The organism is Polyangiaceae bacterium (assembly GCA_020633235.1).
GTDB lineage: Bacteria > Myxococcota_A > Polyangia > Polyangiales > Polyangiaceae > JACKEA01.
The window spans coordinates 21,411-34,421 of the sequence record JACKEA010000008.1 but is presented as its reverse complement, the minus strand read 5'-3'; the positions used below and the strand labels follow the sequence as shown (position 1 = coordinate 34,421).

General features: G+C 68.5%; 16 protein-coding genes. 9 read left to right on the top strand and 7 right to left on the bottom strand.

All coding sequences use genetic code 11. The features are described 5' to 3' along the window. The first annotated feature begins 74 nt into the window (after positions 1–74). Both H6717_36215 and H6717_36210 read left to right on the top strand, forming a co-directional pair. Positions 75–446: a hypothetical protein gene (locus tag H6717_36215; protein MCB9582539.1), complete on the top strand. Its 372-nt coding sequence runs from the start codon at positions 75–77 to the stop codon at positions 444–446. A 44-nt stretch (positions 447–490) separates the two neighbouring features. Next, positions 491–877 carry a hypothetical protein gene (locus H6717_36210; protein ID MCB9582538.1) on the top strand — a complete coding sequence of 129 codons (387 nt, stop codon included), beginning with the start codon at positions 491–493 and terminating at the stop codon, positions 875–877. 4 nt (positions 878–881) lie between these two features. Here H6717_36210 and H6717_36205 read toward each other — a convergent pair whose 3' ends face one another. Together H6717_36205 and H6717_36200 are read right to left on the bottom strand one after the other, a co-directional pair. Beyond that, the gene (locus H6717_36205; GenBank protein ID MCB9582537.1) at positions 882–1,445 is read right to left on the bottom strand and encodes a nucleotidyltransferase family protein; all 564 of its coding nucleotides are present in this window, start codon (positions 1,443–1,445) and stop codon (positions 882–884) included. Beyond that, positions 1,442–1,996, bottom strand: a complete 555-nt coding sequence (locus H6717_36200; GenBank protein MCB9582536.1) for a dihydrofolate reductase — start codon at positions 1,994–1,996, stop codon at positions 1,442–1,444. Before H6717_36200 ends, H6717_36205 begins: the two co-directional genes overlap by 4 nt. A 76-nt stretch (positions 1,997–2,072) precedes the next feature. Here H6717_36200 and H6717_36195 point away from each other — a divergent pair, with 76 nt between their 5' ends. Beyond that, positions 2,073–3,077: a peptidyl-prolyl cis-trans isomerase gene (locus H6717_36195; protein MCB9582535.1), complete on the top strand. Its 1,005-nt coding sequence runs from the start codon at positions 2,073–2,075 to the stop codon at positions 3,075–3,077. A gap of 6 nt (positions 3,078–3,083) precedes the next feature. Here the strand turns inward: H6717_36195 and H6717_36190 are convergent, their stop codons facing one another. Next, complete coding sequence (locus H6717_36190; protein ID MCB9582534.1) at positions 3,084–3,500, bottom strand: hypothetical protein; 417 nt, start codon at positions 3,498–3,500, stop codon at positions 3,084–3,086. After that, the gene (gene rnc, locus H6717_36185) at positions 3,497–4,183 is read right to left on the bottom strand and encodes a ribonuclease III (protein ID MCB9582533.1); all 687 of its coding nucleotides are present in this window, start codon (positions 4,181–4,183) and stop codon (positions 3,497–3,499) included. Before rnc ends, H6717_36190 begins: the two co-directional genes overlap by 4 nt. Positions 4,184–4,311: 128 nt before the next feature. Here rnc and H6717_36180 point away from each other — a divergent pair, with 128 nt between their 5' ends. Then, complete coding sequence (locus H6717_36180; GenBank protein ID MCB9582532.1) at positions 4,312–4,980, top strand: hypothetical protein; 669 nt, start codon at positions 4,312–4,314, stop codon at positions 4,978–4,980. 48 nt (positions 4,981–5,028) lie between these two features. Continuing rightward, positions 5,029–5,874, top strand: coding sequence for a hypothetical protein (locus H6717_36175; GenBank protein MCB9582531.1), 846 nt, complete (start codon positions 5,029–5,031; stop codon positions 5,872–5,874). A 31-nt stretch (positions 5,875–5,905) separates the two neighbouring features. Here the strand turns inward: H6717_36175 and H6717_36170 are convergent, their stop codons facing one another. After that, positions 5,906–6,991: a hypothetical protein gene (locus H6717_36170; protein ID MCB9582530.1), complete on the bottom strand. Its 1,086-nt coding sequence runs from the start codon at positions 6,989–6,991 to the stop codon at positions 5,906–5,908. A 150-nt stretch (positions 6,992–7,141) separates the two neighbouring features. Here H6717_36170 and H6717_36165 point away from each other — a divergent pair, with 150 nt between their 5' ends. Then, positions 7,142–7,693, top strand: a complete 552-nt coding sequence (locus tag H6717_36165) for a tRNA (cytidine(34)-2'-O)-methyltransferase (protein ID MCB9582529.1) — start codon at positions 7,142–7,144, stop codon at positions 7,691–7,693. On the opposite strand, the gene H6717_36160 is transcribed toward H6717_36165, so the two are convergent. Then, positions 7,659–9,227, bottom strand: coding sequence for a serine/threonine protein kinase (locus tag H6717_36160; GenBank protein MCB9582528.1), 1,569 nt, complete (start codon positions 9,225–9,227; stop codon positions 7,659–7,661). The genes H6717_36165 and H6717_36160 overlap by 35 nt on opposite strands. Here H6717_36160 and H6717_36155 point away from each other — a divergent pair. The 3 genes from H6717_36155 (at position 9,226) to H6717_36145 (ending at position 11,956) form a co-directional block, all read left to right on the top strand. Next, on the top strand, positions 9,226–11,097 hold the full coding sequence (locus H6717_36155) for a hypothetical protein (GenBank protein MCB9582527.1): 1,872 nt from the start codon (positions 9,226–9,228) through the stop codon (positions 11,095–11,097). The two genes, H6717_36160 and H6717_36155, sit on opposite strands and share 2 nt — an antisense overlap. A 120-nt stretch (positions 11,098–11,217) precedes the next feature. Next, the gene (locus H6717_36150) at positions 11,218–11,526 is read left to right on the top strand and encodes a nucleotidyltransferase domain-containing protein (protein MCB9582526.1); all 309 of its coding nucleotides are present in this window, start codon (positions 11,218–11,220) and stop codon (positions 11,524–11,526) included. Next, positions 11,516–11,956 carry a HEPN domain-containing protein gene (locus H6717_36145; GenBank protein ID MCB9582525.1) on the top strand — a complete coding sequence of 147 codons (441 nt, stop codon included), beginning with the start codon at positions 11,516–11,518 and terminating at the stop codon, positions 11,954–11,956. The genes H6717_36150 and H6717_36145 overlap by 11 nt, the downstream gene beginning before the upstream one ends. A gap of 21 nt (positions 11,957–11,977) precedes the next feature. Here H6717_36145 and H6717_36140 read toward each other — a convergent pair whose 3' ends face one another. Beyond that, the gene (locus H6717_36140; GenBank protein MCB9582524.1) at positions 11,978–13,006 is read right to left on the bottom strand and encodes a hypothetical protein; all 1,029 of its coding nucleotides are present in this window, start codon (positions 13,004–13,006) and stop codon (positions 11,978–11,980) included. Between the last annotated feature and the right edge of the window lie 5 nt (positions 13,007–13,011).

Genomic DNA, 13,011 nt, shown 5'->3' with positions numbered 1-13,011 from the left:
TTCGCCGCGGAACCTCGCGAATCGCCGAACACTTGGCCCGAAGCCACGGCCTTGGTTACCCCTTTGGCACTGCCATGCGGCCGGGACACGTGACCTTCGACGACTATTGGGCGGCCTTCGTGCTGGAACACTGGCACAGCACGTCGCGGCGGCGCCGCGTGCTCGCCCTGGGGCGGAGCCTTGCGCGGGCCGGGCTCGGCGTGGTCAGTCCGCGGCTGTCGGCACTGCTGAACGTCGAGCGCCCGAACGCGCGCTGGGCGGCTGCGGCGCTGTTGCTGTCGATCGGCAAGAGCTTGGCGCGGACGATGGACCGCGAGGTCGCACGCCTCGCCACCATAGACACCGAAGGTACGACCGACGTCACGGCGCTCGCGCCGCCGGCGGCTCCGCCCGTCACGTCGCCATCGCCCATGCCCGCGGCGGACGACTGGGCCGTCTGGATGTGAGCGGCGGCATTGACGCATGCCGTAGGGCGTGCGCCCCTGTCGCCATGCGCTCTGGCCTCACCCTGTTGGCGCTCGCGGTCGCGGCGGCTGCTTCCGGCTGCAAGAAGGACGACCCCACGCCCCGGCCGGTGGGCGCTCCAACGGCGACTCCCACGCCGCCACCGGCAACGCCGCCTCCCACGGCCACGGCCACGGCCACGGCGCTGCCCACGGCGGGGCGCTGGGACTGCGTGAAGGACCTCGATTGCACGAACTCGTGCGAGTACGGCGCGGTCAACCGCGCCTGGTACACCAAGAACGTCCCCAACGAACCTTGCGAAGACGGCTGCGATGGGCCCTGGAGCGACAACCCTCAGTGCATCGATAGCGGCTGCGTCGCGTTTCAGAACGGCAAGCGCGCGCCGAGCTGCACGCGCCGGTTGCGTGAGTGATGGCTCAAACCACGCGAACTCGAGGCCAGCGCTCACGGTATCGCTTTGTGGACACCCGCGCACGGTAGTTGGCCGCACTCACTCGTCGGGGGTTGCGTCGGACGACCATACCGAACAGATCGTCGAGCCCCAGAGGCGCGACGACCTGGATGGCGTCCGAAGGGTCGAGACGAATAGCGACGCACACAGCGGGCTCCGGCCAAGTTGACGCCGCATGGGCAATGGACTCGAGTGGCTCTACGGAATCGTCAAACACCTCGTGAAACCACAGATGCACGGCGGCCTGGTTCTTCACGTCCCAAGGCAGATCCGGCGCCAGCTCGCATAGGCGCAGGGTGTACATGAACTCGATTTCTTCAGACAGGTCCGCTGCGTCGAAGTACGCGACGTCGATGTCCTTCAGCGTCGAGGGAGTATCGAATCCATGGAGCGCGTCCCACACCGCATTGCGAATGGCTCCTGCGCACACGTGGGCATCGGGAATGTTGGCCGATCGCACGACCCGAAGCGCACGAAGCAGCCATGGTGTGTCACGTACGATGTCACGGAGCTGCTCGACGTGATTCATGAGGTCTGGAGGTGCAGTTGCACCATGTTCTCGGCGAAGCGATAGCTGCCTTCGAGGCGGAACGCGTGCCGCTGAGACACGCCGGCGAACAGCGGCTGGCCCGTACCCAGCGCCACGGGAACGAGGGTGACCACGAGGTGATCGACGAGCTTTGCGTCCAGCGCTTGGCGGATGAGCTCGCCGCCGTCCAGGTACACGTCCGTGCCGCCAGCAGCACTTCGCGCGTGCTCGATCATCTGATGGATGGAGCCCTCGACTGCGTGTACCGATGGGACCTTGGGCTTCAGCGGGCGATGCGTCGCGACGCACACCACGCGCTCGCCGTAGGGCCAGTCGCCTCCGAACGCGGAGACGACGTCGTAGGTCCGCCGGCCCATGAGCAGCGCCCCAACGTCGCTCATGAACGCCTCGAAGCTCAGCGCCCCAGGGCTCGACGCGCTCGCATCCGGCGTAGTGCCGTCTGCCCCGGGTAGCCACGAGAGGTCGTCCTCCGGACCGGCGATGAAGCCGTCCAGAGAGCACGCGATGTAAACGCGAACCCGTCCCGCCATCGAAAAAGCCGTAGCGCGTTTTTTCCTGGGCGGCGAGCGCTTGCCGACCCGACCATCGTCGCTTAGAACCACGGCCATGCGACGCGTGAGTCGGTGGAGCTTGCTGCTCGTTGCGACGGCGCTGCTGGGAGCTCCCTCTGCAGCTGCGGACGGCGACAACGGCGGGGACGTGGTCGTCACGGTGGGCTCGTCCACGATGACGGTGGCGGAGCTCCAGCGCCGTCTGAGCGCGTTCCAACCCTTCCAGCTCACGGGTCTGGGCAAGACACCGGAAGAGGTGAAGAAGAACTTCATCGACACCGCCGTGCTGCCCGAGATGCTGTACGCGGAAGAGGCGCGCCGCCGCAAGCTCGAGGACGAGCCCGGCGTGGCGGATCGGCTCCGAGACGTGTACCGCGCCGTGCTGCAAAACCGCCTGGAAGAGTCGATCGCCAAGGACCACGCGGTCACGATCCAGGAGATCAAGCAGTACTACGACGAGAACAAGGATCGCTTCAACACGCCGCGGCGGATCAAGATCTGGCGCATCCTCGTGGCGGACGAAGCCACGGCCAAGAAGATGCTCGACAGCATCAAGGCGGCCGGAGCGCAGGGTCTCACGCGCTGGGGCGAGCTGAGCCGCAAGGAGTCCTTGGACAAGGCCACCGGCATGCGGGACGGCACCTTGGGTTTCGTCGAGCCGGATGGAAAGACGGACATGCCCGAGGTGCGGGTGGACCCTGCGCTGTTCGCCGCGGCGGACAAGGTGAAGGACGGAGAGCTGGTGCCCGATCCGGTCAAGGAAGGCGAGCGCTGGGCGTTGATCTGGCGGCGCGGCAGCATGGAGGCCGTGCACCGCTCCGTGGCTCAAGAAGAGAAGGCGATCCGCCAGGTGCTGATGCGCAAGAAGCGCGAAGAAGCCATGCGGGAGCTGCTGGAGCGGCTCGAGAAGGAATACGTGAAGGACGAAAACCCCGAGCTCTTGAAGTTCGTCGAGGTCAGCCCCATGGGGGACCTCGCCGCGCGACAGCGCCCGGGGATCGTGCCCCGGGGCAAGCGTGCCCAGCCCGCGCCCCGACGCACGCCGAACGGCCTGAGGTAGTCGGCTCTACCGAACCGGGGGCAGCGACCAGCCGAGCTGCTTGAGGACACCCTTGAGGATGCGTTCCTCCTCCTGAGCGCGCAGCTGGTAGATCAGGAACTTCTCCGCTTTGCCATCCTTGGCGAACTCCGCCGCGCGCTCGTAGTTCTCGAGCACGAGCAAGAGGTGCGGGTGCGCCTGAGTCACCTCTTTGGGCACGATCATGTGACTGGCGGCGTCCACCCGGGCGCTGGCCATCTTGTGCACCACCCGCGCGAGCTCCTTGTCGGACAGCCGAGCACGGAGGAAGTCCGCATCCGTGGCGGCCTGCTGCAGCATCAGCGCGGCGCGATCGAGGTAGCTGCCGGCAAACGCCGGCACGGCCCAACACAGCGTTGCCGTCCCCAGCAGCGCGACGAATCCTCGACGGGTGACCCGGCTCATGGCTCCTCCGCTTGCCACGCGCGCTGCTCCAGGGCAACCCGAGCCGCCGCAAACTCCGCCTGCCGCTTGGATCGCCCGCGTCCGCGCCCCAGCTCGCGATCGCCGAGACGAGCGCTCACCTCGAACCAGCGCTCGTGGTCCGGCCCGCCGCTGTCCACCACCTCGTAGGTTGGCGGCGAGTGTCCCTGGGCCTGTACCCGCTCTTGGAGCTCGCTCTTGGGGTCGCGGCCGCCGCTCACGGCCAGCTCCGCAAGCCCACCTTCCACCACGCGAGCACACGCTGCGCGCGCCGCTTCCAGCCCCACGTCCAGATAGGTGGCGGCGAGCAGCGCCTCCACCGCGTCGGCCAGCACGTTGGTGCTCTCGCGGAGACCACTGCTGTCGGCGCCTCGCCCGAGCAACAGCGCTCCGGCGAGGGCGCTCTCGCGAGCGAAATCCGCCAGCGCGTCGGCGTTCACCAATCGCGCCCGCATGCGCGTGAGCGCGCCCTCGTCCGCGTCCGGGAAGCGCTGGTACAGAAGCTCGCTGCAACAGAACTCCAGCACTGCGTCCCCCAAGAACTCGAGACGCTGGTTGTCTTGGCCCTTGCCCTGCTCGTTGGCGTAGCTCGGGTGGGTGAGCGCTTGGAGGAAGTGGGGGGCGTCCTCCGGGATGCCGAACAGCTCGGCCAAGGCGGCTCGCATGGGCAACTGCTGTAAGTCCGTTTGGCCCGAGTCTCCAGCTCAGGACCATGCCGCATTGCGTCATCGGGAACTCCGGCGCTCCGGGTGCTGTCCGGGCATTCGTGATCTCGCTCGGATATGCTGCGCCGATGGCGCATCTCCTCGCCTGCCCCTTTTGCCGTGAGCTGTTTCCCGAAGGGGAAACCGAGCGCTGTCCTGAGTGCGGGGTGGATCTGCGCAACATGGCCTCGCTGCCGCCCTCTCTGGACGCCCTGGCGGAGGAGATCGAAGCCGGCGAGGTGACGCCGCCGGAGCACCGCCAGCGGCGCTGGAACGCCTTCGACCGCGGGCGCGGCGCGCTGCTGCTGCTCTCCCTCTTGGGTCTCGCGCTGTTCTTCTCGCCCTGGGTGGAGATGCTGAAACCGAACATCGCCAGTATCAGCGCCTTCGATCTGGCGCGCGGGCGCGCCGGGTGGCTGTGGGGCGGCGCCGTGGGGTGGTTCGTGATGTTGCCCTTGGTGTGGACTCGGAACACCGTGTTCAAGCTGCGAGGAGTTCGCATCATCTGTGCGCTGTTCGCGTCCCTCACGCTGGGCGAGGTGGGCATGATGTTGAGCCTGCCGCCCCACGGCAGCCGCTACGTATCCGTCGAGTTCTCGTGGGGTTGGGGGATCTTCGCGAGCGCTCTCGTGAGCCTCGTCGCGGTGATCGTGGCGGCGCGCTTGGGCGGGCGCATCGACGACTTGCCCGCACTTCCCTACACGGACGAAAAGGGCCGGCGCCGCCGCGAATCCAGCACCGGCGAGACATTGCACTGACGCTTCGACGTCTCGCCCCGACCTCGGGCTCGTGGTAACCCTTGAAGGATGGGTGGAGATGCCGCGAAGCGAGCCTCGCCCGCCAGCGAGGAGCCCCAGGGTCGCGACGAGCTCAGCTCCGCGGAGTTGTTCGACGTGCCCGCGGCGGTGGTGTGCGCCACCTGCGGGGACCCGGGCTGCGCCGGCTGTGCCGGCGTAGAAGAGCCCACCCACGGCTCCGGCGTCGTGGCCATCATCCCCTGGGAGCGCCCCGGAGAGGGCGCCCTGCGGCGCTTCTGGAACACCGCCAAGCTGGCCACCACTCAGAGCACGGCCTTCTTCGCCGCCCTGCCGGACGGCGAGGTGTTGCCCGCGCTGCGCTTCGCCATCCTGGCCGAGCTCGTCGCCGCCACGGGACTCTGCGCCGTCGCTGCCGCGGTGCTGCTCGCCATCGCCCCGGGCGCCCTGGACGCGACCCTGGCGGACGCAGCGTTCCGTGACTTGGTCCTGCGCGCGGTGAGCTGGGGCATCCCCACCACGGCCGTCGGCATGGTCGCGGTGCACGCCCTCCATGGCGCCGGCCTCGACTTCGGCGCGCGCCGCATGGGCTCCACGCGACGCTCGAACCGCGGGCTCCGCTTCGGCTTGTACGCCTGCGCCTGGGATCTGCTCACTCTGCCTGTCGGGCTGCTACTGCTCGCCTTGGACGAAGGTCCGCGCGCCGCGCTCAAAGCCGCACCCCTCGCCCTCACGGTGCCGTCTCGCGCCGCCATGGCGTATCTCCGCGGCGTGCATCGCTTGGACGAAACGCGCGCTCACGAAGCGGCGCGCTTCGCCGTGGCCGTCTCCGCCGCCCTGGTGTTCGCGACGATCTTCAGTGTTGCCGCGGGCGTCGTGCTCTACGCGGTGCTGTGACGGGGCTCGCGCCGGACCAACAGAAGAAGACTCAGAACATCGCGCCGGCTTCGAGCACGATCGTCCACTGGCGCTTTTCGCCCTCGAGATCCTTCTTGTCCTGGTCGCTGTTCTGAGCGGCGGAAGGATCCACGATGTCCGTGATGAACTGGCCGCCGATCATCACCATTTCGTAGCGATAGTTGGCGCCGAACATCAGCCGCTGGCGCTCGAGGCGGACCTTGTCGAACACCACGTTGTTGTTGAAATCCAACGGGGAGCCGCCGGTGCACACGGGCTGGCCGTCGGGCTGGCTCTTGTTCGGGTCGAGGTTGCCCGGCACGTTCTGGCCGGCGTAGTTGCAGTAGCCCACGGGGTCCGTGGCCGGCGTCAGATCCACCAGGCCGGAGTCGCCGAAGATCCACAGGTACTGGTAGCCGATCCAAGGCGTGATGATGGACGAGTCGGCGATGGGTAGGGGCTTGGAGATCTGCACGTCCAGACCCACGGTGGTGAGCTGGAACTGCGGCGTGCCCGTGATGGTGCGCACGCCACCGCCCACGGCGATGTCCGGCAAGATGCCGGGGATGCCTTCGCGGAAGCCTTCCAAAAGCGACATGCGCACGTCGGCGCCGCCGCTCACGATGCTGCTCTTGGGCATGAAGCCCACGGTGCCCGTGAGCTCGAGACCGAAGCCGAAGCTCTTGCGGATCTTGGCGGAGTACAGCGCGAGGATCGGCTGCGGGCTGGTGTTGCGCACCGATGCCTTGTTGCTCGAAGGATCGATCGTGCCCTGGGTGCCGTTGTGCCAGTAGTCCGCGCCGTCGTCGATCTTGGTGTACGCCGCCTCGATCGACAGGTGGAAGCCACCGAAGCCGGTGGTGCGCGCCGAGTGCATCGCCGTGGGTGCCAAGGCGAAGCCGTACTGGTTGATGAGCTTCTTGAAGGCGACGTTGTCGGGCGAGCACCAGTTCTTGCCGTTGCCGGAGAACGTCGGGTTGATCGAACCGTTCGCCGTGCGGCAATTGCTGTCGAGCACGAGACGATCCAACGCCGGGTCCATCGGCTCCGCCGATGCCGTCAGGCTCGCCGTGAGCGCCAGAGTCCCAGCCGCTAGGGCAATGAAGCGTGCGGTCAATCCCACGTAATCCAACTCCGCCCGGGCGAGGCTACTTGCCGCCTGGGATTTTCGTCAAGCTCGCGAGACACCCAAGGTTTTTTGTTGTCGCGGGATCGCGCAATCGCGGCAAAAAGGCCCCCTCCCGAAGCTCCGGGGTAGGCTCCCCCAATGGTCGCTGCCACTGAACGCCTGCGTGCCCCGGCGCTGGACCGGCCCTTTCAGGTCGTCCTGGTGGAGCCCGAGATCCCGCCCAACACCGGCAACATCGCCCGCCTGTGCGCGGCCACCGGCGCGCCCCTCCGGCTCGTGGGCAAGCTCGGCTTTCGCATCGACGAGCACGCCGTGCGCCGCGCTGGTCTCGACTACTGGCACCTGGTGAGCGTGCACCAACACCCGACCTTGGCCGAAGCAGAGGCCGCCGCGCAGCGCGATCAGCCCCAAGGCCGCGAGGCACCGCGGAGCTGGCTCTTCAGCGGCAAGGGCACGCGGAGCATGTTCGACGTTCGGTTTCAGCTCGGCGACATCTTGGTGTTCGGCAAGGAGAGCGTCGGCTTGCCAGAAGATCTTTTGTTGGAGCGCCGCGGAAACGTCGTGGCCATTCCCACGCTGGGCGAAGTGCGCTCGCTGAACCTGGCCAACTCCGTCGCGATCGCGATGTACGAAGCATTGCGACAAGTGGGCGCGCTCAGCGTACGTACACCTTCGCCGTCGAGCCGGTGAAGTCGGCGACCACGGTGCGCGTCTGCCCCGTGGACAGCGTGACGGACGCCGACACGCGCTCGCCGAGCAGCGGACTCTCGAACACCACGGAGTGAGGACCGGCGGACAGCTCGAGGCCCATCACCGGCGTCATGCCGCGGCCGCGGCCGTCCACGCTCACGCGCGCCCCGGGCTTTGCCGACAGATTGAGCCGCGCCTTGCCCGCCGGCTCCATCGCGGTGGCGCTGGGCATCGTGTGGGGCTTGGGCACGGGGGCCGCGCTGGCGGAGGGCAGCGCGCTGGGCGTGGGCACGGGCTTCGGCGTGGGCGCGGGCGTGGGGTCCGGCGCCACGGGGACTGCGCTCGGGGCGCTGCTGGCGGCGGGCGCCGGTGGCGTGCTGCCGCGAAAGCGCACCGTGATCACCCCGGCGATGACCACTCCGGCGAGCAGCACCGCAATCAGCCGCCAGCCGCCGCTGCTGCGGCCGCTGGGCGCCGTGCCGTTGCTGGCGGTGGTGGGCGTCGGCTCGTCGGAGGGCGGCGGCACGCTGGGGAGCTTGCGCGTCCATTCCGTCATCTCGCCGCGGGCGGCGAAGGTGCGAGTGACGGCCGGGGTCTCCAGCTTGGCGGTGGAGCCCGGCTCCGCCGTCACGTCCTCGAGGGCGGGGCTCGACGCGAGCAGACGACGACGCGCGCGCCGCACGCGCTCGCCCAAGCGTCGCGCGACATCCCCGAGGTCCGCTTGCTTCACGAAGTCCCGCAGCGGCCGCGCGAAGGCTTCCGCGCTCTCCGGCCGTTCGCGCGCGTCCAAGCTCATGGCGCGGGCAACGAGCTCCGCCACGGGAGCGAGCTCCGGCTCTTCCGCGTCGATCGCCTTGGGCGGCGTGTCCATCGCCGCCAGGCACTCTTCCGGCGTGGAGCGCCGGAACGGCGCGTCGCCGGTCCACGCCTCGGCGAGCAGCACCGCCACGGCGAACACGTCCGTGGCCGGCGTCAGCTCGCCGCCCTCGATTTGCTCCGGCGGCATGTGCCCCGGGGAACCGAACAGGTCCGTCCGGCGCTTGGTCACCGTGGCGGGCGCCGCAATGCCGAAGTCGATCAGGCGCACCGCGCCCTCTTCGTCCAGCATCACGTTCCGCGGTGTGACGTCGCGGTGCACGATGCCGCTCTTGCGATGCGCGTAGTCCAGGGCGCGGCAGATCTCGATGCCCACGTACGCCCCTTCCACGGGGGAGAGCGGCCCCGACTCGTTCAGGATCTCCGCCAGGGTCACCCCGACGCAGAACTCCATCGCGAGGTAGTACACCCCTTGCTCGACGCCGAGCTCGTAGACGGGCACGATGTTGGGGTGACTGAGCTCGACCGCGGTCTTGGCCTCGTCCACGAAGCGCCGCACGAACGCGTCCTCCGAGGCGAGCTCGGGGCGGATCTGCTTGACCACCAGCTTCTTCTCGAACCCCACGGCGCCGCGTAGGGTCGCCAGGTACACCCGCGCCATGCCTCCCGCAGCGATCTCGCGCTCGAGCACGTACTTGCCGAAGATCTGCGGAAACATGAGCCTCGGACATGGTAGCGCCCTCTGTCTGCTACTGCTGCTTTCTGGCTGTGGTTCCGGGGCGGAACCGGACGTGGTGCACCGGGTGGCGCTGCACCTCCCGGAGCGATGTGCCGAGAATCTCGGGCCCTTGAGCATCCAGCTCGAAGCGCTGGGGGACTTCGAAGCGTCGTCTCTGACCAGCGAGACGGTGGCTGGGGATGGCCGGGGCATCGAGCTGCGCTTTCCGGACGGCACCCAGAGCGTGGACGCCCAAGGCGTGGCCGGCCGCAGCAAGTGGCAGGGCATCGGGGATCGAACCCCGGGGGGCGACGTGGACGTGTTGCTGTGGCCGGATCGGAGCGCCTGCCCCCTGTGGCGCGGTTCGGACGCGGACAAGAGCCCCTTCCCCGCCGTGACCGACGGCGTGGCCGTCGGCATCTCGGAACGCGAGCGGCTGCTCTTGGCGGTGGGCGGTCTGACGCCCAGCTCCGACGCGGCGCGCGCCGTGTGGATCCACCTCGACACCGGGGAAGCCGCCGAGGTGGCGGACGGGCTCCTGCCCGGGCGCGCCTTCGCCAGCGTGACGGAGCTGGGCAAGGGCGCCTTGGTGGTGGCGGGCGGCGTGGACCCGACGGTGAGCCAGGACCTGACGTTGTCGCCACCGCTGGACAGCGCCGCGGTGTTCTACGTGGACGAGCGGCGCTTCGATCGCAATCGTCCCATCCAGCTGAGCGTGGCGCGCGCGCGCCACGGCGCCGCGGTGCTGTCCGACGGCTCGACGCTGTTGGTGGGCGGCAGCGGACCGACGGGAGTGGCACTGTCCACCGTGGAGACGATCTCGCCCACGGACCTGGCCGCCAAGGTCGCCGGGCTCGCCACTCTGACGCGGGCGCGCATCTGGCCCACGGTGCTCACCCTGGACGACGGCAGCGTGTTCGTCGGCGGCGGGACGGACAGCACCGGACATCCGGTCCACGTGCTCGAATGGCTGTCCCCGGACGCCAGCGACACGACGCCCAAGACGTCTCTGGGAATCGCGCCGGTCCATGCCTTCGCGGCGCTCCCGGGCGGCAGCGTGGTGGGCGTCGGAGTGTGCGCCAGCGAGTCGAGCTGCAGTGACGACGCGTGCTTGGCCGCCGAGTGCGGCACGGCCGTGACTTGGATTCGCGAGAGCGGCGCGACGGACGCGCTGCCGCCCCTCGACTTCGCGCCCAGCGCCGCCGCGTTGATCGACGCCAGCGACGCCGCGCCGTGGCTCAGCGCCGAAGGACCGAACGGCCGCGTGCTGCTCCGCTTCGATCCCTGGAGCGGTCGCTTCGCGGTGCCGGCGGACCTGCCGGATCGCCTGCCCTCGCCGCTGTCGCCCCACGTGACCACCGATCCGGGCGCCTTCGCCTGGATCGACGACGTGGACGGCACGCCCACGGTGCTCGGCTTCCGCCACGACGTTCGCGGCGTGTTCACCCGGGACATCACGCCGTTGTTCCTGGTGGACGCGACCCATGCCGTCGCCGATCGCGCGCCGTTGGGAGTGCCTCAGACGGGTATTGGTTTTGACGGCGCGGGACTGTCGCTGACGAAGGGAGCACGTGCGTCGGTCACCGAAACCCGGTACGGCGCCCTCACCCTCGAGATCACGGTCACGTCGGGGCCGGCGCCCATCGTGCGGCTGGGCGGCGCCGCCTTCGGCGCCGGCGACTGCCCGTGGCCCAACGGCGACGGCGGCACGCTCACCCTGACGCGCTCGAACCAGTCCGTCACCCTCTCCCGCGACGAAGCGTCCACCACGTGCACGGGACCGTCGGGGCTCACCACCGTAGCCCTCGAAGGCGCCGGCGACGGCGTCACGGTGGTGCGCTCCCTCACGGTGCGCCGCGCGAAGGAGTAGTGAGGCACGTGCAGCGAGGTAGTTCGCCAAATGCCACAATCAGACGCAGTGCCCACGGCGATTCGACCGTCAACATCGGCGAGCCCTCCCCCGCGCGACGCACGCGGGAGAGAGATCGACTTGGCAAAGCTTCGGCCGCTCCTCGACCAGATTATCGCCGCTTGGAGGCCCGATCAGATCTGGTTGTTCGGGAGTCGCGCCCGCGGCGAAGCGGAGGACGTCAGCGACTGGGATCTCTTCGCTGTGGTTCCAGACGACCTGCCAGATGCGGATCTGGATCCCATGGCCGCTTGGAAGCTCCGCAGGGCAGCGCGAATTCGCGCGGACATCATCCCGTGCCATAGGTCCGACTTCCGCACTGGCCGCAACACGCCAAACACCATTGCCTACGACGTGGATCGAGAAGGCGTGCTCATCTATGAGCGCTGAGATCGTCATCGCCAACTTCCTCAGGGTCGCCGGTCAGGATCTCGAAGGTGCCAAGCTTCTGTTGGCGGGGGGCAATCGAAACGCCGCCTATCTTTGCGAGCAAGCGGCCGAAAAGGTAATCCGCGCGGTCCCCACCTCCGAGGGCAAGCACGCAGGTGTCAGACACCAGCTCGACGAGATGGTCGACGCCATTCCGGACGAAAACCCCATCAAGCCGTTGCTCGCCGCCATCCAACACCTCGCGGCCTTTGCCACGACCTTCCGCTACCCCAGCCCTACCGGGAAGATCAAACCACCTCCTTCGGGTGCACAGGTCGAGGCTGACATCGCGAAGGTGCAAGAAGCACTGAGCCAAAGCACTGCCCACTTTGGCGTGGATCTCGGCAAGCCAAACGAACCCGCGGCTACGCCTGGCCCCATCCGGAGTTGACCCCGCGCGGCCGTGGCTGAGTCACTTCTGCCAGGGCTCGAGCTTGGTGGGCGCGACGCTGCGGTCCAGCGCGGGCGTGTGCCACGCGGGCTCGAGGATCTCGGTCACGATGCGGGGCATGTTGAAGAGCTGGGCGCAGTGCGCCTTTTCGTCGTTGCCGCGGAAGCCCCACACGTGGAGCCCGTGATCGTCAACGCCGCTGAGCTGGGCGTAGGCCTCGCCGCCGGGTGAGGCGACGGGCTCTTCCTTCAAAGACAGCTCGTTCAGGAGCGACGCCGCGGTGGTGGTGGTGGACGGGAACACCACCGGATCCACTTCGCTGTGGGTGAGCACAAACAGCGTCTGACCGGCGCGAGCGCGCTTCGCCCAATCGATCTCGTGGCTCACGAAGCGAGGATCGACCGAGTCGATGCTCTGCTCGTGCTTCTTGCCGTACTTCCAGGCGCCGTGCAGGCCATCCAAGATGATCACGGCGTCGATGCCGTCTTGCTTCTGTTTCAAGAGCTTGTCCACCGCGATACCACCGGCGCTCCAGGCGCTGATGGCGAGGTGGCGGATGTGGGCGCGCTCGTCCTTGGAGTGACGGCGGAGCGCCGCCTCGATGGAACGCCGCAAGAGCGGGAACATCTGCGGCGTGCCGAAGGCGTGGGAGTAACTCTTGCCGCTGCCCTTGTCGACCAGCACCAAGGAGACGCCGCCGGCGGTTTGCACCAAGAGCTTGCGCACGGCATCCGCTCCGTTGAAGTGGATGACGACGTCGTAGCCCATGTCCGCGGTGTGGCCGCCCTTCTGCGGGATCAACATGCGACCGAGGGACACGCGTTCGTAGAAGGAGTACGGACCGAGGTCGATCGGGTCGTAGGGGTTGCACTCGGAGAAGCCCTTGTCGCGCAGCTCGTCCGTCAAGGGGGCGATCGTGAGCTTGGGCGGGGGAGCGACGTGTTTGGACGTGATGGCGCCCACGCGCGAGAGCTCCGGTGGAGGCGTTTTGGAGCACGCGCACAAGAGCAGCGCGACGGCCGTCAGGATGGTTCCGCGGCGTGCCGACATGCCCT

Coding starts and splice junctions, on each gene's coding strand:
- H6717_36215 (MCB9582539.1), top strand. CDS start 75: ATGCGGCCGGGACACGTGACCTTCGACGACTATTGGGCGGCCTTCGTG.
- H6717_36210 (MCB9582538.1), top strand. CDS start 491: ATGCGCTCTGGCCTCACCCTGTTGGCGCTCGCGGTCGCGGCGGCTGCT.
- H6717_36205 (MCB9582537.1), bottom strand. CDS start 1,445: ATGAATCACGTCGAGCAGCTCCGTGACATCGTACGTGACACACCATGG.
- H6717_36200 (MCB9582536.1), bottom strand. CDS start 1,996: ATGGCGGGACGGGTTCGCGTTTACATCGCGTGCTCTCTGGACGGCTTC.
- H6717_36195 (MCB9582535.1), top strand. CDS start 2,073: ATGCGACGCGTGAGTCGGTGGAGCTTGCTGCTCGTTGCGACGGCGCTG.
- H6717_36190 (MCB9582534.1), bottom strand. CDS start 3,500: ATGAGCCGGGTCACCCGTCGAGGATTCGTCGCGCTGCTGGGGACGGCA.
- rnc (MCB9582533.1), bottom strand. CDS start 4,183: ATGCGAGCCGCCTTGGCCGAGCTGTTCGGCATCCCGGAGGACGCCCCC.
- H6717_36180 (MCB9582532.1), top strand. CDS start 4,312: ATGGCGCATCTCCTCGCCTGCCCCTTTTGCCGTGAGCTGTTTCCCGAA.
- H6717_36175 (MCB9582531.1), top strand. CDS start 5,029: ATGGGTGGAGATGCCGCGAAGCGAGCCTCGCCCGCCAGCGAGGAGCCC.
- H6717_36165 (MCB9582529.1), top strand. CDS start 7,142: ATGGTCGCTGCCACTGAACGCCTGCGTGCCCCGGCGCTGGACCGGCCC.
- H6717_36155 (MCB9582527.1), top strand. CDS start 9,226: ATGAGCCTCGGACATGGTAGCGCCCTCTGTCTGCTACTGCTGCTTTCT.
- H6717_36160 (MCB9582528.1), bottom strand. CDS start 9,227: ATGTTTCCGCAGATCTTCGGCAAGTACGTGCTCGAGCGCGAGATCGCT.
- H6717_36145 (MCB9582525.1), top strand. CDS start 11,516: ATGAGCGCTGAGATCGTCATCGCCAACTTCCTCAGGGTCGCCGGTCAG.
- H6717_36140 (MCB9582524.1), bottom strand. CDS start 13,006: ATGTCGGCACGCCGCGGAACCATCCTGACGGCCGTCGCGCTGCTCTTG.